This window comes from Flavobacterium geliluteum (assembly GCF_017948595.1).
Taxonomy (GTDB): Bacteria; Bacteroidota; Bacteroidia; order Flavobacteriales; family Flavobacteriaceae; genus Flavobacterium; species Flavobacterium flavipigmentatum.
This window is the reverse complement of the sequence record NZ_JAGFBV010000001.1, coordinates 123845-143023: the sequence shown is the minus strand read 5'-3', so window position 1 is coordinate 143023 and position 19179 is coordinate 123845. Positions and strand designations below refer to the sequence as shown.

The window sequence follows — 19179 nt, the reverse complement described above, 5'->3', positions numbered from 1 at the left end:
TTATTTTTTTGATGAAGTAGTCATCATAAAATCTTTTAAATAATAAGGCTCAAAATAAGCGACATCTACAGTGTCGCTTATTTTGTATTTTTCGTAACTGATTTTACTCATTTCTCTTGCAGATGGATACTTAATATCTTCCAGAAAAATAAAATTATCTTTTACTAAAAAAGGTTTGCATTTTTCGGCACAATCACCAACAAAATAAAGTGTTTCTTCAAAATCACTAAAAGAATTTTCTGTGATAATTTCAGCCTGAACTGCTCTTTCTTTCTCTAAATTCGAATTAAAAATGGCACTGTAAACTTCCATTCGGCGTGCATCCAGCATCGGGATAATTTTTCCATCCTTACTATTTACTTTGGAAGCTAAAGTTTGCAAAGTATCTATTGCAATTAGCGGAATATCTAGTGCAAAACACAATCCTTTTGCAGCCGAAACTCCAATTCTGAGACCTGTGTAAGAACCAGGACCCTGACTTACCGCAATGGCAACTAAATCTTGCATAGAAATGGCTGCTTCTTTGACTATATCTTCAATAAAAACATGTAATTTTTCATCATGCGAATAACCTTCTTCTGCAATTTCTTTACATAAAATAGTCTCGCCATTTTTGGCAATAGACACAGAACAGTTTTTAGTGGCAGTTTCGATGTTGAGAATAAATGACAATGTATTTATTTTTAGAATTATTGATTTAAAAGCAAACTACTTCTTAGGCGTTTCTGCTTTTTTAAGTTTTACTTTATCTCCTGAGTTAAGATCTTTAGAAACTGTGGTATAAGGCCCAGTAATCACTACATCTCCTGGTTGTAATCCTGACATGACCTCAATATTGGTATCGTCCTGAATTCCGGTTTTGATAATTCTGATTTTGGCTTTATCTCCTACTTTTACAAAAACACATTCGAACTTTTTATCACTTTTCGGAGCTGTCTTTTTATCTTCATCAAGATTTTCAACTTTAAAATCTTTTACCGACGCTGTATCAGCTTTTACAACAACAGAACTAATTGGCACAGCCAAAACATTTGCTCTAGTTTTGGTTATAATATCAACTGTAGCGGTCATTCCAGGTCTAAAAGGAGAATATGTAGACGGTTTTCCTTCTAATAAATCTAAGTAAGATTCTTTTAAAATCCTCACTTTTACCTTAAAATTAGTCACCTGATCAGATGTCAATGTACTGCTTGCCGAATTTGAAATACTGGTAACAATTCCTTTAAATTGTTTTTTCAGATAAGCATCTACTTCAACATTGGCTTCGTCACCGATTTTTATCTTTACAATATCATTTTCGTTTACATCAACCTCAACCTCCATATTGTTTAGGTTGGCCACTCTCAAAAGCTCTGTTCCTGCCATTTGCTGCGTTCCTAAAACTCGTTCTCCTAGTTCTACATTCAGCACCGAAATAGTACCATCTGCAGGAGCATAAATAGTTGTACGTCCCAAATTGTCTTTTGCCTCTTTTACCGAAGCCGAAGCACTTTGTACTGTGTAATACGCATTTTGCTGGGTTGCTTTTGCTACTTCAAAAGAAGCAATTGCTTTGTCCCAATCTGCTTTTGATATTACACCTTTATCATACAACGTTTTATTTCGTTCGTAGTTGGCTTTTGCTTCTTTAAAACTTGCCTGAGATTGGGTAAGTCCGGCTCTTGTTCCTGACAAATTCGAAACAGAACGATTGTAACTTGAGGTATATAAATCAGGGTTTATTTTTACTAATAAATCTCCTTTTTTTACAACTTGCCCTTCTTTTACATTTAATAAAGTGATCTCGCCCGAAACTTCCGGCGAAATTTTTACTTCAATTTCCGGCTGAATTTTACCTGTTGCTGAAACCGTTTCAACAATAGTTGAAGCTATTACCTTAGAAACCTCTACTTCTTTTCCTTCATCCTTATTTCCTATCACTCCGGCTTTTGACAAACCAATTAAAGCTACAATAAGAACTACTGCACCCCCGACTAAGAAATAAATTGTTTTTTTTGACATAATAAATTATTTTGTGATAATAGGTACAATTGGAATTCCGAAGTAGAATTCGAGTATTTTAATTTTAAAAATATAATCGTATTTGGTTCTTATAACATCTGATTGCGCATTTGTCAGCAATGTTTGTGCTTGTGTAAAATCAAACGAATTCATCAAACCTACATCGTATTTTTCTTTAGCATAATTGTAGGCCTGTTGCCTTGCTTCTAGAGTTACAACTGATGATTCGTAAGTATTTAACGCTCCTTTTGCATCTGTAAAAGCCGTGTATACATTACGTTGCAAATCTAAACTTTTTTGTTCTAATTCTATTTTAGATTTCTCTAAACTTACTTTAGAACGCTCTACATTATTTCGAACTGAAAATCCATTAAAAATTGGCACAGAAAGCTGAAAACCAAATGATTGCCCTTTGTTATTACTAAATTGGTCTAAAATTCCGTCAGGACTTCCTAAAACCGGAGAAAAATTATTCGTTAAAACTGTCTGATTGGTACCGTCTACAAAACCAATTTGTGACGTTGGATTTTGTGTGTTAATCGTCGTACCCGTTACTATATCAGAGTAACTTGCTCTGGTGTTAAAATTATAAAAAGCACTCAAAGTAGGCTGATAAGCTCCTCGGGCAATAACAACATTTTTTTGCGCAATTTCGAGATTCGTTTGTGCTATTTTTAAGTCGGTTCTGATTTCTTTGGCCTTGTTGTAAATGTCTACCGGATTTTGCGCCAAAATATTATTTTCGTCTTTTGCATTGGTATCATCAATTACATCAAAATCCAAAAAATCCTTAAGTTGCAGCAACTGTGCCAAACTTAACTTAGAGATCAGCAGACTATTTTCTGCAACTATAATATTTTGCTTGTCTGTTGCAACTGTTGCTTTTAAATCGAATAAATCGCCACGCGGAATAGTTCCGGCATTTACCATTTCTTCCGAACGGGCAAATCTTTTTTCATCAATAGAAAGTTGTTCTTTTCTTACTTTTAAATTTTCTTTATTGAAAAGAATTTCCAAAAAAGCATTCGCCACATTCAAAGCAATATCTTCCTGCATTTTTACTAATTGGTATTGCGAAGCTATAATAGAAAGTTTTGCTCTTCGATAAGTGTTCTGAATTTGCAAACCTTTGTAAATATCAACATTAGCACTAAGACCTACCGAAGAATACTGTGTAGTTTGATTTTCAAGTAAACCTGTTGTAATATTCTGGTTCAAACCAACATTCCAGGAGTGAGAAGCGTTACCATTAACAGATGGCAAATAATTACCAAAAGCATCTTTTTTATCAATTGTCGAATTTTTAATATCCAATTCCGATTGTTTAATCGTGATATTATTATCCATCGCATATCGTACACATTCCTCTAAAGTCCACTGTTTTGTTTGTGCCTGACTCGATAATCCAAACCCAAATAACAGGGCAAAAACAAGACTATTATATTTATTTATTTTCATATATTTTGAATGAAAGCGCAGTAAAAGATACCACACAAATTTAACATTTTTTAAACCAAAAACTCTTTTACAAACCAATTATTTCTTCTCTTCGCCTTCGTTTATCAATCCCTGATTCCAGATTTTAATTTTATCCGAAGCCTTGATTCCGCTTTTAACCTGAACGTAAATTCCATCGCTAACTCCCAGCACTAAATCTTTTCTCTGAAATTTCTGTGGAGCCGTTTCAACTTCTACATAAGGTTTTTGAGTTTTTTTATCAAACTGTACCAATGATTCTTTTATTGCTAAAACTTTGTCTGCTCTTTCTAAAATAATAGAAGCATTTGCACTTAATCCCGCCCTGATAAAAGTGGCATCTCTATTCTCTAAAGAAGCTTTAATTTCAAATTGAATGGCTCCGTTTTCTGTAACGCCTTTTGGAGCAATATATGTCAAAACAGCAACAAATTTTTTGTTTTCGATAGCACCAACGGTAATTTCGATAGGCATTTTTTCCTTGATTTTCCCGACTTCAGATTCATCAATTTTTCCAACAAAAATCATTCGACCTACATCTGCAACACTAGCAATGGTAGTACCTTCATTAAAATTATTACTTTCGATCACCTGATTACCAACCTTTACAGGAACATCCAGAACCATCCCGTTTACAGTAGAACGAATCAAAGTATTGGCATAACTTCCTAAAGAAGAGGTTGTACCAGTTTTTACGATATCTAAACTTTGTTTGGCTGCTAAATAATTTTGTTTGGCTTGTGTGTAAGCCAATTGTGCCGCATCAAAATCATTGGCAGAAATAACATCTTTATCAAACAATGTTTTTTGTCTTTTATAAATTTTTTCCTGATTGTCTAAAGCAATTTTTGCGGTTTGTACTTGATTTTGTGTAGTACTTACATTGGATACATTGGCAACGACTCTAATTTTTGCTATCATATCGCCAGCCTTGATTTTCTCGCCCGCTTTAATGTATACTTGCTCAATAATTCCTGAAATATTTGGTTTGATTAGGACTTCTTCATCAGGTTGAATATTACCAGTAGCAATAGTATTTTTTACAATCGTTTTAATTTCTGCTTTTTCAGTTTTATATACAATTGGTGACTCTTGATTTTTGGCGTACAAATAATATAGTGCGCCAATAAAAACTATAGCGATAAAAATTAAAATGGTTACAGTTATTCCTTTTTTCATTTTGTTTTTGGTTTAATCGATTATTTTTGATTGATAATTTATTCTGTACGTAAAGCGTCAACGGGCTTCACATTGATGGCCGTTTGCGCAGGAATGAATCCTGCCAGCAAACCCGAACCCACTAAAATAAGTAATGCCACAAATACAACTCCCAAATCTACACTTGGGTTGGCAAACATGGTATTGCTATTGGGGGGCATCGAATCCAGAACCATATTTAAAATAGCAATAATTCCCGTGGCAACGGCAATACCCAACATGCCCGAAATAATGGTTAAAAATATAGATTCTGATAATATTTGCCCTCTAATTGCTCCCGGTGTAGCTCCTAAAGCTCTTCGTATTCCTATTTCTTTAGTACGTTCTTTGACTACAATAAGCATAATATTAGAAATTCCGATTACTCCCGAAATCAATACTAATGTTCCTACAAAGTAAGCAATGATTTTTAGAATATTAAACAAACTTTGCACTTTATTAAACTGTTCGTACAAATCAAAGTTCCCTACCGCTCTATCATCTTTTGGATTGATCGAATGAAGCGCTTTTATTAATTCTAAAATTTTAGGTTTTAATTCGGTTATGGATTTTTCGTCTTTTGCAGTCAGCGCCATCCAACCCACTTTATCTCCAAAATTAAAAGCTTGCTGAAAAGTGGTAAACGGAATAAAGATATTTTTTTGTTCTTGCTCTGCATTTCCGCCTTGTTGCTTAGAATTGTAAACACCAACCACCATAAAATTGATTCCGTTGATTTTTACATAAGTCCCTACCGCTTCTTCTTCTTTTCCATAAAGCTCTGCGATCACTCCTTTTCCTATCACAGCAACTTTTCTCCTGTCAAGAATATCTTGCTGATTAACAAAACGTCCTTTTATAATATCCATTGGTTGCTGCTTTATCAGCTCAGGATAATCACCATATACCGTAAATGCGGCTGTTTTTGTGCCACGAACCACATTGTTAGTACCATTAAAATCTCCTAATTGATTTCGTGGCGAAACATATAATAAATCCGGCAAAGCTGCTTTTAATGCTGCTACATCACTGTTTCTAAACTCATAACGACGGGTTTTTGGCAAACCTTTATAGGCTTTTGAGGTAGTTTGGCTCCACATAAACATGGTATTGGTTGCGATGCCATCAAAACCTTTTTTTACACCATTTTCAAGACCTTTTCCTGCAGCGAGCAAAATCACCAGAATAAATATGCCCCAAAACACACCAAATGCAGTTAATACAGTTCTAAAAACATTGGCCGTTAAAGCCTGTAAAATCTCATCCCAATTATCTTTTTTAAACATAATTATTCGTCTCTAAGTGCTACAATAGGTTTTATTTTGGCTGCTCTGTAGGCAGGGAAAAATCCCGCCATAGCTCCTGCAAAAACGAGTAAAACCAGCGTTGTAAGTGCTACGCTAAAATCGACTTCAGGATTTCTAAAAAATTCGCTCTGCACCATAGGACCTACGAATTCTAATAACAATAAACTGGCCAGAAGACCCACAAAACCAGCAATGGTAGTGATAAAAATTGACTCATGCAATATCATTCCGATGATAGAAACGGGAGATGCTCCCAATGCTTTTCTAATGCCAATTTCTTTAGTTCTTTCTTTTACAATAATGAGCATAATGTTACTCACACCAACCACTCCGGCAATGATGGTACAAATCCCTACCCACCAGAAAAACAATCTAATGTAAAGATTCAAATCATAAAATTGTTTGGCATCTTCTACAGAATTATAAACTCCAATCGCACTATCATCATTAGGTGCAATAATATTTTTACTTTTTAGAAGCTCTTTTACATTATTTGTAAAATTCTTAGATTGCGCCAAAGCTTCGTCATAATTTGCTTTTTTATTCAGAACGAACATCATTCCGTTTATCTTATCACCTGCCCCAAAAGCACGCTGAATGGTCGTTACGGGCATATACAATCGGGTTTCTTCTCTTTCTCCCGAAGGATCTGTAAAAACACCGACTACTTTAAAATTAATACCATTTACCAAAAGTTCTTTTCCAATAGCTTTTCCGTCTTTAAATAAATCCTGCTTCACTTTTAAGCCAATTGCGACAACCTTTTCATTATTTTTTAAGTCATTATCGTTAATAAATCTGCCCTCGATAATGGTTCCGTTTTCTATAGACAAATAATCAGGACTTATACCGCGATATTGATAACTTCCCGCTTCTTTTCCGTAGGTAACACTGGCTCCCCAAGTAATATTAGTAGACGATTTTCTGTCAATCTGTTCATCGAATTTCTTTACAGGAAGTTCATAATCACTATTTCTAAACTGAATTATCCTCCCGGGATTTAGTCCTTTATATTCTTTTGTAGTAGTGTTTGACCAAATTTCGATAATTCCTTCGGCGTCATTTTCAAATTGTTTTTCAATTCCGTTCTGAAGTCCTTTTCCTGCTCCCAGTAAAATCACCAAAATAAAAATTCCGGAAGCTACAGAAATCCCTGTCAAGAAAGTTCTCAACTTATTTTTGGCAATTGCCTCAAAGATTTCATGCCATCGCTCGATATTAAACATAAGCTGAAGCTCTAACTTGTTCTACCTTTTTATCATCAATGATTAGTCCGTCTTTTAAGACTACGTTTCTTTTGCACATTGCAGCAATATCAGGCTCGTGTGTTACAATCAAAATAGTTTTTCCTTCGTCATTAATTCCTTGTATAAGCTCCATAACTTCGTACGAAGTTTTAGTATCCAAAGCTCCTGTAGGTTCATCGGCCAATAAAACTTTCGGATTAGAAGCCAAAGCTCTGGCAATGGCTACACGCTGTTTTTGTCCCCCGGAAAGCTCGTTTGGCAAATGGTGCGAATGCGAACCTAAACCTACTTTTTCAAGATATCTCATCGCAATCTCATAACGCTCTTTTCTTTTTACACCTTGATAATACAAAGGCATGGCAACGTTATCGAGTGCGGTTTTATAATTTATTAAATTGAAAGATTGAAAAACAAATCCTAAAAACTTATTTCTGTATTTTGAAGCGATAGTTTCGTTTAATTTTTTAATGGGAGTATTATCCAAAATATAACTACCGGAATCAGCTTCGTCCAAAATTCCTAAAATATTAAGAAGCGTAGACTTACCAGATCCTGATGATCCCATGATAGCTACTAATTCGCCTTCTTCGATATTAAAATTAATGCCTTTTAACACATGTAATTCTGAACTACCCATTTTATAGGATTTGTGCAAGTCTTTGATTTCGATCATGGTATTGTTAAATTTTGGAACAATAATAACATTTTAATTAAGAAAAATATGATAACAAAACGTTAATAGTTTTGAAACCTTTAACAATAAGACTACTACTTTGCCAAAATGTTACACTTTATGTAGAAGATCTATTAATTTTATTAATTTTGGCTGATCTAAAAAAAATAAAATGCTAAAATATTTTTCATTTTTATCTATCTCACTAGCCTTTGTAATACTTACAGGCTGTTCCGGCTCTCAAAAAATTGCAACTTTAAAACCGGAACCAGATGATGCAAGCCCTTTAATTTATGACAGTAATCCGTCTTTTATCAATTTGCCTATCACCGTAAAACTAAAAGACATTGAAAACCAAACCAATACCATCCTAAACGGATTAATTTATGAAGATAAAAATATAGAAGACGATGATATCGAAATAAAAATTTGGAAATTGGCACCCATCAAAATAGAAAATGACCCCGCTAATCCAAATAAAAAAATAAAAACTATTCTGCCGCTTAAAGCCAATATAAAATATAGAATTGGTACCAAAAAAATGGGTATAGCCCTTTATGATACTCGCGAATTTAACCTTAACGGAGTAATAACGCTTTCGAGCGAAGTAGCCCTTACCAACTGGAAACTGAACACCAAAACCGAGTTTAAATCTTTAGATTGGAATGAAAGCCCGACGATGACCATCTTTGGAAAAAACATGCCCATTACCTATTTAGTAAATCCTGCTATTTCTATTTTTAAATCGAAAATTGAAAAACAAATTGATGATGCTATTGAAAAATCAATGGATTTTAAGCCGAATGTTTTATCGGCTTTAGAAAAAATTTGTACGCCTTTTAAAATGAATGACACTTTTGAAACCTGGCTGCGAATTACACCGATCGAGGTTTACTCGACCACTGCAAAACTAAAAAACGACCTGTTTCTTCTGGATATGGGAATGAAATGTAACATGGAAACCATCGTTGGCAAACAACCCGAGTCTAAGTTTAATGCGCATAAAATAGCACTAAAACCAATTGATAAAATTCCGAATCAGATAGCAGCAAACATTGCCGCTATATCAACTTACGCAGATGCCTCAAAAATCATGACTCAAAATTTTTCGGGACAAGTATTTGGCTCCGGAAGCAAAAAAGTAACGGTACAAAACGTGGCGATCTGGCACAAAGACAGCAAAATGATTATTGCACTAGATTTGCTCGGAACGGTAAACGGCACTATTTATCTAACAGGATTTCCTCAGTACAATCCTAAAACAAAAGAAATTTATTTTGACAAATTAGATTATGTTTTAGACACTAAAAGCAAACTACAACGTACCGCAAGCTGGCTGGCTCAAGGCTACATTATTAAAAAAATGGAAGAAAGCTGTCGTTATTCTATTCAGCCGAATTTGGAAGAAGGTAAAAAAAGTATGGTAAGTTACCTCAAAAACTACTCGCCATTGCCAGGTGTTTTTGTAAATGGAAAAATGGAAGATATTGTTTTCGACAAAATTCAACTGACTAATCAGGCCATTATTGCTTTCATCAAAATAAATGGAACTGTAAATGTGTCTGTTGATGGATTGAAATAAAAATTTAAATGAAAGAAAACATACTGCTTTTGCTTCAGATAATAACGGTTGATTTTTTTACAGCGTTTGGTCTCTATACTCTGCTTTTTTTACTCTTATCCATATTTATAAAAAATGTTGTTTTATATAAAATAGATAATGAAGCGACAAAATTTATCTCTTTTGTTGGCGCTGTTTATTTTATAGTATGGATTATAGGATTATTTGTTTTTTATGCTGAAAGCAACACCGAGGAACAGAACAGTATGCTAAACAGAATGTTTGGAAAGTATTGGTTCGGAATTTGGATGCAGCCGATTTTATGGTTATTAATAACCCAATTATTAAGAATAAAAAGAATCTGCAAAAATATTTTCTTACGGATTTTATTCAGCTTTATGCTTATCATTTCAATCGAAAGATTTGTAATATTAATAACATCGCTTCATCGTGATTATCTTCCAAGCTCTTGGACTATGTATCATGATTTGGATATTTATCCATCAAATTTCGTTCTTGCTGTGTTTTGTAAAATAATAACATTCCTTTTATTTGTTGGAATATATTATTTCGTTACCGAAAAACTAAAACAATTATTTAAAAGAAAAGTCGAATAAATTTATTCGACTTTTTTCTTTTTTGATTGATACATTCTATAAATCAATACTCCAATAATTGCCACAAGCAAATACGGAATCACCATCAGATACAAAATTCCGTCATTGACTGCTTCTGCTTTCTTCACATTAGAATCACCTGCGAGTGAGGCACGACACATCGCACACTGCGCATTTGATGAAACTCCGATAAGGAAAATACAAACTCCAAAAAACAACTTTTGAAACTTGAAATTTAAACCCTGAAACCTGTTTTTATTTTTAGTTCGCATAATAAGGAGAAATCATTAAGTATACCACAACGCCCGTTACTGCTACATACAACCACAGTGGAAATGTAACTTTGGCTATTTTTTTATGTCTGTCAAATCGTTGTGCCAAGGCTCTTACATACGTTATCAAAACTAAAGGAATGATTGCAACAGACAATATGATATGGGTGATTAAAATAAAGAAATAAACGTAGCGAATGCTTCCTATTTCTCCTGTTTCCATTTGATCAAGAATTCCGTCATGATTCAAATCTCCAAACTTAGTCGAATCTGCTGTCATGTGATATGCGACATACATAACCAAAAAAGCAACCGAAAGCGCAATTGCAAAGGTCATAAGTCTCTCGTGCAATTGACGGTTTCCTCTTTTGATTACCATTACTGCCCCCACTAAAACAATGGCAGTTAAACCATTTGTAGCGGCATAGATTGGCGGCAAAAATGATAATGGCTCGACCTGAATACCAAAATCTTTTAGTTTTACCGTAAACAAAACACCTACTACAGCTGGTATCAAAATTGAAACTGCAATAATAAATGCATTAAACTTTTTTTCAAGCGAATTATCTTCCATCTTATTCTTCTAATAATATTTTTATATCCTGCTGAATATCCCTTACTCCCTTTTTGTCCAAACCGTCATAATACAAAATCGGGTTTCCAAAATCATCTTTTCTACAACGAATTTTTCCTTCTTTATCTACCAATGCAAAAAGACCAGAGTGCTCGAAACCACCATTTACTTTTGCATTTTCACCGGCGTAAAGATTAAATCCTTTGTTTGACAAATCCATAATCGCTGCTTTATCACCTGTTAAGAAATTCCAATTAGAGGATTTTACACCTAATAATTTTGCATGGCCTTTAAGAACCTGCGGCGTATCATGACCCGGATCAATTGTTATGGAAACGATTCCGAAATTTGGATTTCCAAAAAAAGTTTTTTCGATTTCCAACATGCTTAAATTCATTTTTGGGCATATTGAAGGGCAAGTCGTAAAGAAAAACTCCAAAACATATACTTTCCCTTTTAGGCTCTCACTCGAGAATTTAACATTGTTTTGATTCGTTAATTCAAATTTTGGAGCCGGACCAATTGTCAACAATTTAGCTTCTTCTTTTAAGTTTTTAGAATTAACATTATCAAGACGGCTGCCTTTTACCACTTCTCCGTCTTTTACTCTCTCGATAATTTTTGGCACCGCATAAATTCCGAAAATCAAAACGATAAACGAAATTCCGATATAGGATTTATTTTTAAACATTTAATTAAAATTTAAAGTTGCTTTGTAGCGTTATGATTCTTTTTCAGGGCTGCGCGATATTCGTAAAGGATAATTTTAAAATCATCCAGCATTTCGTTGCTCAGCTCAGACGGATGAAATGTATCATAACCTTCTTTATATTCATCTTTTTTGTCTTTATTCTCTTTGTTTGCACCTTTTCTGCCACGAACATTACGTTCTTTATCTACGATATAAACATAAGAAGTACCGAGGTTTTCGTTTAGTTTGCCTTTTAAATGCAATTGATCATAAAAAATTTTGATTTCGTCAGGCGAAGCAAAAACAAAATTCCAACCAGAAACATCTGTAAAAGGCGCCAATGCATCAATTACCTTTTGAGCTTCCGGCTCTGAACCTAAAGGAGCCACAACCACAAACTGAAGATCCTCAAAACCATGATAACGTTTGTAGATCTTTTCGTTTAAATTGAAATAATTACCTCTGTTATCCAAAACATTGGAACCTGAAAAGCCAAGAACAGTGATTTTTTTATTCAGCGAAACTGTTTTTCCATCTAATGATTTCCAGTTGCCGAAATCAGCCACTTTTGGTGTTATTACAGGAAGTTTTGTAAAACTATTGACTCCAGAAGCAAAAAACAAATAGGCTACGATAGGAAGTATAAAAAGCGAAAAAAGGACAATATTTTTTTTCATTATTTTAAGGAAAGATTTGAGATACAAAAATAAAAAAAGCTCCGTTAAACGGAGCCTCTTTTCGAATTAATATCATGTTAAAAATTCCATTTGATAGTAGAATCTTTAAAAACCCCATAAATATAATGCCCTTCTGTTAACAGAATAAACAATAAATATAAAACTAGGAAGATAACTGGTGACACAACAGACCATCTAAGACTGCTTGTTTCACCTTCCATGTGCATAAATGCCCATACAATATAATATGCTTTAAAAATAGTCAGGATGTAAAAAATCCAGTTTAGTAAATTCAAACCAACAAAATGATTAAAAACCAATGATTCAGGCTTATAAATACCCAAAAAAACTTCTACTACAGTTACTGCTGAAAGTAATGCAAAAACAAACCAGATTCTTTTTGTATTTGATACGTGCTCGTGTGACATAATAAATAAATAAAAATTAAACTAAGTAGAAAACTGTAAATACAAATACCCAAACTAAGTCGACAAAGTGCCAGTATAAACCAACTTTCTCCACCATCTCGTAACTTTTTCTTTTCTCGTAAGTTCCTAATAATACATTAAAGAAAATAATGATATTGATGATCACTCCTGAAAACACGTGGAATCCGTGGAAACCTGTAATGAAGAAAAAGAAATCAGCAAACAACTTACTTCCGTATTCATTTCTAGTTAGGTTTGCTCCTTCTACTACATATTTTGCCTGACTTAAACGAGCTTCAGAATCAGCTCTATTTAAGATCGTTTTTTGTTTCTTTGCAGTAAGAACTTCTGTTCGTATTAGTAATTCTGGATGTGCTTTAAAGCCTGCCTGAACTTCTGCAACAGAATATGTCGGCTGCGTTTCGGCATCTTCCATAAACCAAGTACCATGACTTCTTGTCAAAGCTTCTCTTTGCTCTGGTAATTTTACTGCAAATTTCTCAATAGCAACTCTATTTCCTGATGCATCAACAAATTGCAACAAACTTCCTCCTGCTGTTTCAACTGCTCCATATTCTCCTTTTATGAAGTTTTTCCACTCCCAAGCTTGTGAGCCAACGAAGATTAAACCTCCAATAATAGTAAGAAACATATAGATGGCTACTTTTGTTTTTTTCATGTGATGTCCTGCATCAACCGCCAAAACCATTGTTACAGATGAAAAAATCAAAATAAAAGTCATCAAGGCCACATAAAGCATTGGTTGCGGACTTCCGTGCATAAACGGAAAGTGTGTAAACACCTCATCAGCAATTGGCCAAGTTTCGATAAATTTAAATCTAGAAAAACCATAAGCAGCCAAGAATCCAGAGAATGTCAAGGCATCAGACACGATAAAAAACCACATCATCATTTTACCATAACTTGCTCTTAATGGCTCATTGCCGCCTCCCCAAGTTTTTTCTTCGTTATTTGCAGTAGTAACTGTCGCTTCCATAAAAGATATTCGTTAAAAAGTTCCCAAATTTACGTTTTTTTCTTATTTAAAGAAATATAAAAATAAAAATAAATAAACCCACAATAAATCTAGAAAGTGCCAATACATTGCACCTAGTTCTATACCAAGAGTTTGAGTTGAATTGTATTTTTGTTTAAAATGATTATAAATTACAATTAAAAGAGAAATTAATCCTCCAGCTAAGTGTAATAAGTGCGTAACCGTCACTACATAAAGAAAAGTTGTAGTAATCGAACTACCCTGACCGGTAAAATAATAACCGCTTTTTACAATTTGTCCAAAACCTACAAATTGTAAAATCACAAATAAAATCCCTAAAGCCAAAGTTCCCAAAAGAAATCCTGTTGTAGCACTCCTCTGGTCTTTTTGGATTGCTTTTTTGGCCAAATAAAATGTAACACTACATCCTATAATAACCAATGTACTCCAGTAAAAAGCAGTTGGCAATTCGAAATTTTTCAACCAATCTGCTCGTGACTTACTTACTACAAATGCGCTTGTAAGCCCAGCAAACATCATGGTCATACTTACCATTGCGAATAACAAAATCAGTTTTGCTGACTTTGCTTTTCTCACTTGTTCCTCACCTGTTGTCATTGTCATTTCCATAACTATCTTAAAAATTTATCTACTATATATACTATTTGCAATAGCGAAATATACGAAACACTCACCAGCATCAATGTTCTTGCCGCTTTTGCCGTTTTTAACTGATACAAACGAACGGCGTAAAACAACATCCATAAGCCCAATAAAAAAACCAAAACAGCTGCAACTGGCGAAATAAATAATTGCCCTGTATAACCTAAAACCGGCAATAAAGAAGCGATTATCAACCAAACCGTATATAAAATAATCTGCAAAGCGGTTCCTTTATCTTTTTTTCCTGTGGGAAGCATAAAAATATTAGCTTTTTCATAATCTTCAAACAAAAACCAGCCGATAGCCCAAAAATGAGGAAACTGCCAGAAAAACTGAATCAGAAATAAAGTTCCTGCTTCAATACCAAATTCCCCCGTAGCTGCAACCCATCCTAACATAAATGGAATGGCCCCAGGAAAAGCACCTACAAAAACCGACAACGAAGTTACTGTTTTTAATGGTGTATAAATGCTTGTGTATAAAAATATAGAAATTGCAGCAAACATTGCCGACTTTGCATTGATTGTATAAAGAAGTGAAATACCGATAATAGTAAGCAAAATTGCCACAAATAAAGCAATATTTGAAGACATTCTGCCTGAAGGAACAGGGCGATTTTTGGTTCTGTCCATCAAAATATCGATGTCTTTTTCGATCACCTGATTGAATGCATTTGAAGCACCAACCATACAATATCCACCCACCATCAAAACTACTAAAACGGTCCACTGAAACGGATTCTCTTCATTGACACCCAATAAATATCCCGCAATCGAAGAAAACAAAACACTAATAGCTAAACCTGCCTTAGTGATTTCTTTGAAATCGTTAAAAATTGATTTTATTGAAATTGTATTTTGCAAAGTATCCAATACGGTGATGATTTGTATGTTTTTTAGTGGTGCAAAGGTACAAATTAGATTAGAGAAATTCGAGCTATAACTTTAGATTTTTTCTAATAAAACCATCACAAAATAAGAACTTGCCAATCTTTAACACAATTATTTAGAAAAATCTTATTAATATAAACTAATAATCAAAATACCAATTGAAAATATCAGAACGAAACCCTAAATTAAACCATGTGGTGTTTTGTTTAAAAGTTGTAGCAGTCTGCTGCATTGGGTCGAAATTTCTGTAAATAAAACTTCCAAATAATTTTAAATTCGTTGCCGGATTGATCAAATAACCTGCCTGAACATCGGCTATAAAAATATTTGCTTTATTTCCTTGCCCAACTTTTACTCCTGTATCACGCGGACGTTTTTCATCATAATCTTTATAAATATTTCCTCCGTAATTAAAACTATCTTCTGTAGTATCAAAATCTAAACCTCTGGTTCCAACGGTTAATTTAGCATCGGCAAAATACCTGCCTTTATGATATCTAGCAATAGTTACCAGTTCTTTAAAATTACCACCCCACTGATGTCCTAAACTTTGATTATTATGTGCATAATTAGTAATTACTGCACTGTGCGAATACACATACGGGCGTACATGATTGTACTCTAGTTGTAACAAAAGGTCTTTTACATTAAAAGCATTAAAATACTTTGCTCCTAATTGATATCCGTACTTATTTTTCCAGCTGTTATCACCTGCTTTTATGTCTCCAAACGAAAATTCATCAATTAAAAGTTGCGCATAAAGATTAATATTATTATTCCATTTGTATTTTGATGAAATTCCTAAAAGCGCATTACCACTTCGTGAAGAAGATGCAAATTCAACAGAACGATAAAAAATAATGGGATTTACAAAGTTAACATCAAATCCTCTATTGTTTTGATTGGACCAAACCACCGATTCAAAAAAGCCTAAATTTAGCTTGTTCGAAACATTCCAGCTCAAATAATGATTGGCCATAAATTTTGTTGCATAAGTTCTCTCTAATGTAACATCTGGACGAACATCTTTAAGCCACATATACGTATTGGTGTATTTTATTTTCCAAAAAGTAGTATTAATTTTAAAATAAGGATAAGGACTCGCTCCGTCACTTTCCAGCAAAGATCGGTATCCGTCACCAATAAAATTCCTTCCGTAACCCAATTGCAAATCAAAAGCTTTACTCGGAGCAAAAGTAATATTGGCTTCTGCCAAAGGAAAATCGTACGAATCGGTTTTAAATTGTTTTGCAATTCCCATTCCTGGAATTATAGCCGGATTTCCTCCAGAAGGCTTAATAGATTCAGCATAATCATTAAAATATCCCGCAAATCGGCCTTGACTTTCAAAAATAGTGGTAGTAAAATTAATTTGTTTTCCAATTCCTCCTCTAAAATTAAGAGCGCGTGTATTTACATACGTCGAAGCATCAATATCAGAAGCTTTACCCATTTGCAAATCAAAAATAGGATTCAGCGTCAGCCAATAATCTTCACCCTCGATCTGCACCATATTCTCGTTCCAGAATTTTCTTCCTAACCAACCCGAAGTCTTTTTTTGAAGGGACTCATTAACCGCTTTCAAATTATAATATTTAGAAACTTCAGCATAAGTATAAGGCTTAGAAGCCGTATGATTATTGCTCCCAACCTGATTCATAGCGCCATCAAACTGGGCATAATAACTGTGCGAAAAAGGGATATTCAAATGACTTTCAAATTCCAGATTGGTATATTTCTTGTAAACCAGACTATCCAATTCTGTCATGGGTTTCTCGAGTGGTTTTTCTATCAAAGAAGCAGCCAACGCTTCTGCCGCAATTTGTTCGGCACTTTTTAGCGGCAACTCTATCGAAATAGTATATTTTGAGTATGTCGGTTTTCCGTTATAGGTAGAAGGTTTAATTTTTGGAAAATTTCCAAAAACACGTTTTCCTTCTTCGGCTAAGGCATCATTTGCGGCATTGACATAAATCACTTTAAACTCGCCATTGACATTGACCTCAAAAAGCACTTTTACTTCTCCTTTATAATCTGCTTGTTTTAAATTATCAGGTATTTGAAAATTATGATATACAAAATCCTGAACTTCTTTATAAAAGCAATTTTCCAAATTCTTAGCCTGTAAATTCTCGCAATTAGAGAAAACCGGAAATTGCTCCGAGGTAAAACCAGGCTGTATTGCAGTATTATTTTTTTCCTGCGAAAAAGTAACTGCAGCAAACAGTAGCAGAATAGAAGCAAAAAAAATCTTATTCATGTAAAAATAGGTATTTATTTAATAGGTATTTGTGGCATTGCCCCCACTGGCTATTGCTTTTGCCGCAGAAGTTCCAATTCGTTTTACTCCAAGGCGAATCATACCGATCGCTTCTTCGTATGAGCGAACTCCTCCAGCCGCTTTTACAGGCAAAGGAGAGGCATTCTCTAACATCATAATTATCGTTGGAACAGTCGCTCCATTTGGCATTCCACTTTGAGTTTCATAAAATCCAGTGGAGGATTTCACAAAAACTGAAGCATAATTTTCTTCTTTAAAATTTGAAATTACTACATTTTTGATCAACGCAGACAACTGAATAATTTCTTTATCAGTTAACGCAGCCACTTCAATAATCCATTTCACGGTCTTATTGCTGGCCAATCCAATTTGGGTACAAATTAAAATTTCTTGCTTTACTAAAGCGATATCCCCATTTTTGAAAGCCTCATAATTACAAACAAAATCCAGATCATCGGCGTCGTTTTCGATGGCTTCATTAGCTTCTTTGATCTTCGTCTGAAGATCAGATTTACCTTCTGGAAAATCAATTACAGTTCCTACCAATACAGATGAATTTGCTTTTAAAATCATTTCTTTGGCCAAAGTCACTTTGTCAGGCCGAACCATGATCAACTTAAAACCCTCGCTGATAGCCTCCTCAACAGCAGCCTTCACAACAGCGGTATTCTCTGCTTCGGTAAGACCAGCCTGAAAAGCAGTTTTTAAGTATGTTGAATCTAAATATGATTTGACATTCATGATTTTGAAATTACATGCAACTGGCACAAAAATACATTTTAAATCGTAAAAACACCGATTCTAAAACTAGAATTTACGCCAACAAAAAACCCACCGAAGTGGGTATTTGTTTTATATTTTGTTTAGTTGCTTTTTGAAAATGATCGCTACAAAAATAGCACACATTGCTCCTAAAGTATTCGCCAAAACATCTGTTACATCTGAAGCTCTTGTTGTGGTGTATACACCTTGCATGATTTCGATCGTTATCCCAAATAAAACCGAGAATATAAACGAAACCAAAAATGCTTTTGCATCGTCAGCGCCTTTTAATTCCTTTTTAAAAAACAAAATCCATGAAATTGTAAATCCAAAATGAAAACAAAAATGCACAATTTTGTCAATGCTGGGGATATTAACCGCAGGAATATTACTTGAATCTGTCAAACAAAAATAAGCGATAACTCCCGAGACAATTAATGCCCAACACAGGAGGAATAATTTATGCACCGATTAGCGTTTTGTAAGCCTCATCAGATAACAAAGAATCGATTTCAGATGCGTCTGCAATTTTTACCTTAATCATCCATCCTGCCCCGTAAGGATCAGAATTTACAGTTTCAGGCGCGCTTTCTAAACTGTCATTAAAAGCAATAATTTCTCCTGTTAAAGGTAAAAACAAATCTGAAACTGTTTTTACAGCTTCAACTGTTCCAAAAACTTCATCTTTATCAAGTTTCTGATCTAAAGTTTCTACTTCAACATATACTATATCTCCTAACTCTTTTTGAGCAAAATGAGTAATTCCTATAGTTGCAACGTCTCCTTCGATGCTAACCCATTCGTGATCTTTTGTGTACTTTAAATTTGATGGTATGCTCATAATAGTATGTTTGAAAATTGATAA

21 protein-coding genes are annotated in these 19179 nt (G+C 34.2%); 2 read left to right on the top strand and 19 right to left on the bottom strand.

Going from position 1 to position 19179, the window contains the following annotated elements; all coding sequences use genetic code 11:
• The 7 genes from tsaB to J3495_RS00520 all read right to left on the bottom strand — a co-directional run bounded on the left by tsaB (position 1) and on the right by J3495_RS00520 (position 7901).
• Positions 1-672 carry a tRNA (adenosine(37)-N6)-threonylcarbamoyltransferase complex dimerization subunit type 1 TsaB gene (tsaB, locus tag J3495_RS00550; RefSeq protein ID WP_210664613.1) on the bottom strand — a complete coding sequence of 224 codons (672 nt, stop codon included), beginning with the start codon at positions 670-672 and terminating at the stop codon, positions 1-3.
• Between the two features lie 36 nt (positions 673-708).
• Complete coding sequence (locus J3495_RS00545; protein ID WP_210664612.1) at positions 709-2001, bottom strand: efflux RND transporter periplasmic adaptor subunit; 1293 nt, start codon at positions 1999-2001, stop codon at positions 709-711.
• 6 nt (positions 2002-2007) lie between these two features.
• Complete coding sequence (locus J3495_RS00540) at positions 2008-3459, bottom strand: TolC family protein (protein ID WP_210664611.1); 1452 nt, start codon at positions 3457-3459, stop codon at positions 2008-2010.
• 78 nt (positions 3460-3537) lie between these two features.
• Entirely contained in the window at positions 3538-4656 is a 1119-nt protein-coding gene (locus tag J3495_RS00535) for an efflux RND transporter periplasmic adaptor subunit (protein ID WP_210664610.1), read from the bottom strand.
• A 38-nt stretch (positions 4657-4694) separates the two neighbouring features.
• Positions 4695-5960: an ABC transporter permease gene (locus tag J3495_RS00530; protein ID WP_210664609.1), complete on the bottom strand. Its 1266-nt coding sequence runs from the start codon at positions 5958-5960 to the stop codon at positions 4695-4697.
• 2 nt (positions 5961-5962) lie between these two features.
• The gene (locus J3495_RS00525) at positions 5963-7207 is read right to left on the bottom strand and encodes an ABC transporter permease (protein ID WP_210664608.1); all 1245 of its coding nucleotides are present in this window, start codon (positions 7205-7207) and stop codon (positions 5963-5965) included.
• Positions 7200-7901 carry an ABC transporter ATP-binding protein gene (locus J3495_RS00520; protein ID WP_210664607.1) on the bottom strand — a complete coding sequence of 234 codons (702 nt, stop codon included), beginning with the start codon at positions 7899-7901 and terminating at the stop codon, positions 7200-7202. Before J3495_RS00520 ends, J3495_RS00525 begins: the two co-directional genes overlap by 8 nt.
• A 172-nt stretch (positions 7902-8073) precedes the next feature.
• On the opposite strand from J3495_RS00520, the gene J3495_RS00515 reads away from it, so the two are divergent.
• Together J3495_RS00515 and J3495_RS00510 are read left to right on the top strand one after the other, a co-directional pair.
• Positions 8074-9483: a DUF4403 family protein gene (locus J3495_RS00515; protein ID WP_210664606.1), complete on the top strand. Its 1410-nt coding sequence runs from the start codon at positions 8074-8076 to the stop codon at positions 9481-9483.
• An 8-nt stretch (positions 9484-9491) separates the two neighbouring features.
• On the top strand, positions 9492-10079 hold the full coding sequence (locus tag J3495_RS00510; protein WP_210664605.1) for a hypothetical protein: 588 nt from the start codon (positions 9492-9494) through the stop codon (positions 10077-10079).
• Between the two features lie 2 nt (positions 10080-10081).
• Here J3495_RS00510 and J3495_RS00505 read toward each other — a convergent pair whose 3' ends face one another.
• The 12 genes from J3495_RS00505 to gcvH form a co-directional block, all read right to left on the bottom strand.
• On the bottom strand, positions 10082-10351 hold the full coding sequence (locus J3495_RS00505; RefSeq protein WP_210664604.1) for a hypothetical protein: 270 nt from the start codon (positions 10349-10351) through the stop codon (positions 10082-10084).
• Positions 10341-10925: a DUF420 domain-containing protein gene (locus tag J3495_RS00500; RefSeq protein WP_210664603.1), complete on the bottom strand. Its 585-nt coding sequence runs from the start codon at positions 10923-10925 to the stop codon at positions 10341-10343. Before J3495_RS00500 ends, J3495_RS00505 begins: the two co-directional genes overlap by 11 nt.
• Before the next feature lies 1 nt (position 10926).
• Complete coding sequence (locus J3495_RS00495; RefSeq protein ID WP_210664602.1) at positions 10927-11616, bottom strand: SCO family protein; 690 nt, start codon at positions 11614-11616, stop codon at positions 10927-10929.
• Positions 11617-11627: 11 nt separating this feature from the next.
• A complete protein-coding gene (locus J3495_RS00490; protein WP_210664601.1) occupies positions 11628-12293 on the bottom strand; it encodes a hypothetical protein in 666 nt (221 codons plus the stop codon).
• A 77-nt stretch (positions 12294-12370) separates the two neighbouring features.
• The gene (locus J3495_RS00485; protein ID WP_210664600.1) at positions 12371-12721 is read right to left on the bottom strand and encodes a cytochrome C oxidase subunit IV family protein; all 351 of its coding nucleotides are present in this window, start codon (positions 12719-12721) and stop codon (positions 12371-12373) included.
• Positions 12722-12737: 16 nt separating this feature from the next.
• Positions 12738-13718: a cytochrome c oxidase subunit 3 gene (locus J3495_RS00480; protein ID WP_210664599.1), complete on the bottom strand. Its 981-nt coding sequence runs from the start codon at positions 13716-13718 to the stop codon at positions 12738-12740.
• 42 nt (positions 13719-13760) lie between these two features.
• A complete protein-coding gene (locus tag J3495_RS00475; RefSeq protein ID WP_210664598.1) occupies positions 13761-14348 on the bottom strand; it encodes a cytochrome c oxidase subunit 3 in 588 nt (195 codons plus the stop codon).
• 2 nt (positions 14349-14350) lie between these two features.
• Positions 14351-15253, bottom strand: a complete 903-nt coding sequence (gene cyoE, locus J3495_RS00470) for a heme o synthase (protein WP_210664597.1) — start codon at positions 15251-15253, stop codon at positions 14351-14353.
• A 157-nt stretch (positions 15254-15410) separates the two neighbouring features.
• A complete protein-coding gene (locus tag J3495_RS00465) occupies positions 15411-17531 on the bottom strand; it encodes a gliding motility protein RemB (protein WP_210664596.1) in 2121 nt (706 codons plus the stop codon).
• A gap of 18 nt (positions 17532-17549) precedes the next feature.
• Positions 17550-18293: a deoxyribose-phosphate aldolase gene (gene deoC, locus J3495_RS00460; protein WP_210664595.1), complete on the bottom strand. Its 744-nt coding sequence runs from the start codon at positions 18291-18293 to the stop codon at positions 17550-17552.
• 111 nt (positions 18294-18404) lie between these two features.
• Positions 18405-18782 (bottom strand): VanZ family protein, encoded by a 378-nt coding sequence (locus J3495_RS00455; protein WP_210664594.1) that lies wholly within the window; start codon positions 18780-18782, stop codon positions 18405-18407.
• Positions 18775-19155 (bottom strand): glycine cleavage system protein GcvH, encoded by a 381-nt coding sequence (gene gcvH / locus J3495_RS00450; RefSeq protein ID WP_210664593.1) that lies wholly within the window; start codon positions 19153-19155, stop codon positions 18775-18777. Before gcvH ends, J3495_RS00455 begins: the two co-directional genes overlap by 8 nt.
• Between the last annotated feature and the right edge of the window lie 24 nt (positions 19156-19179).

Coding starts and splice junctions, on each gene's coding strand:
- J3495_RS00515 (WP_210664606.1), top strand. CDS start 8,074: ATGCTAAAATATTTTTCATTTTTATCTATCTCACTAGCCTTTGTAATA.
- J3495_RS00510 (WP_210664605.1), top strand. CDS start 9,492: ATGAAAGAAAACATACTGCTTTTGCTTCAGATAATAACGGTTGATTTT.
- J3495_RS00525 (WP_210664608.1), bottom strand. CDS start 7,207: ATGTTTAATATCGAGCGATGGCATGAAATCTTTGAGGCAATTGCCAAA.
- J3495_RS00520 (WP_210664607.1), bottom strand. CDS start 7,901: ATGATCGAAATCAAAGACTTGCACAAATCCTATAAAATGGGTAGTTCA.
- J3495_RS00475 (WP_210664598.1), bottom strand. CDS start 14,348: ATGGAAATGACAATGACAACAGGTGAGGAACAAGTGAGAAAAGCAAAG.
- J3495_RS00500 (WP_210664603.1), bottom strand. CDS start 10,925: ATGGAAGATAATTCGCTTGAAAAAAAGTTTAATGCATTTATTATTGCA.
- J3495_RS00535 (WP_210664610.1), bottom strand. CDS start 4,656: ATGAAAAAAGGAATAACTGTAACCATTTTAATTTTTATCGCTATAGTT.
- J3495_RS00505 (WP_210664604.1), bottom strand. CDS start 10,351: ATGCGAACTAAAAATAAAAACAGGTTTCAGGGTTTAAATTTCAAGTTT.
- J3495_RS00540 (WP_210664611.1), bottom strand. CDS start 3,459: ATGAAAATAAATAAATATAATAGTCTTGTTTTTGCCCTGTTATTTGGG.
- J3495_RS00530 (WP_210664609.1), bottom strand. CDS start 5,960: ATGTTTAAAAAAGATAATTGGGATGAGATTTTACAGGCTTTAACGGCC.
- J3495_RS00465 (WP_210664596.1), bottom strand. CDS start 17,531: ATGAATAAGATTTTTTTTGCTTCTATTCTGCTACTGTTTGCTGCAGTT.
- J3495_RS00545 (WP_210664612.1), bottom strand. CDS start 2,001: ATGTCAAAAAAAACAATTTATTTCTTAGTCGGGGGTGCAGTAGTTCTT.
- J3495_RS00495 (WP_210664602.1), bottom strand. CDS start 11,616: ATGTTTAAAAATAAATCCTATATCGGAATTTCGTTTATCGTTTTGATT.
- J3495_RS00480 (WP_210664599.1), bottom strand. CDS start 13,718: ATGGAAGCGACAGTTACTACTGCAAATAACGAAGAAAAAACTTGGGGA.
- J3495_RS00485 (WP_210664600.1), bottom strand. CDS start 12,721: ATGTCACACGAGCACGTATCAAATACAAAAAGAATCTGGTTTGTTTTT.
- deoC (WP_210664595.1), bottom strand. CDS start 18,293: ATGAATGTCAAATCATATTTAGATTCAACATACTTAAAAACTGCTTTT.
- J3495_RS00490 (WP_210664601.1), bottom strand. CDS start 12,293: ATGAAAAAAAATATTGTCCTTTTTTCGCTTTTTATACTTCCTATCGTA.
- gcvH (WP_210664593.1), bottom strand. CDS start 19,155: ATGAGCATACCATCAAATTTAAAGTACACAAAAGATCACGAATGGGTT.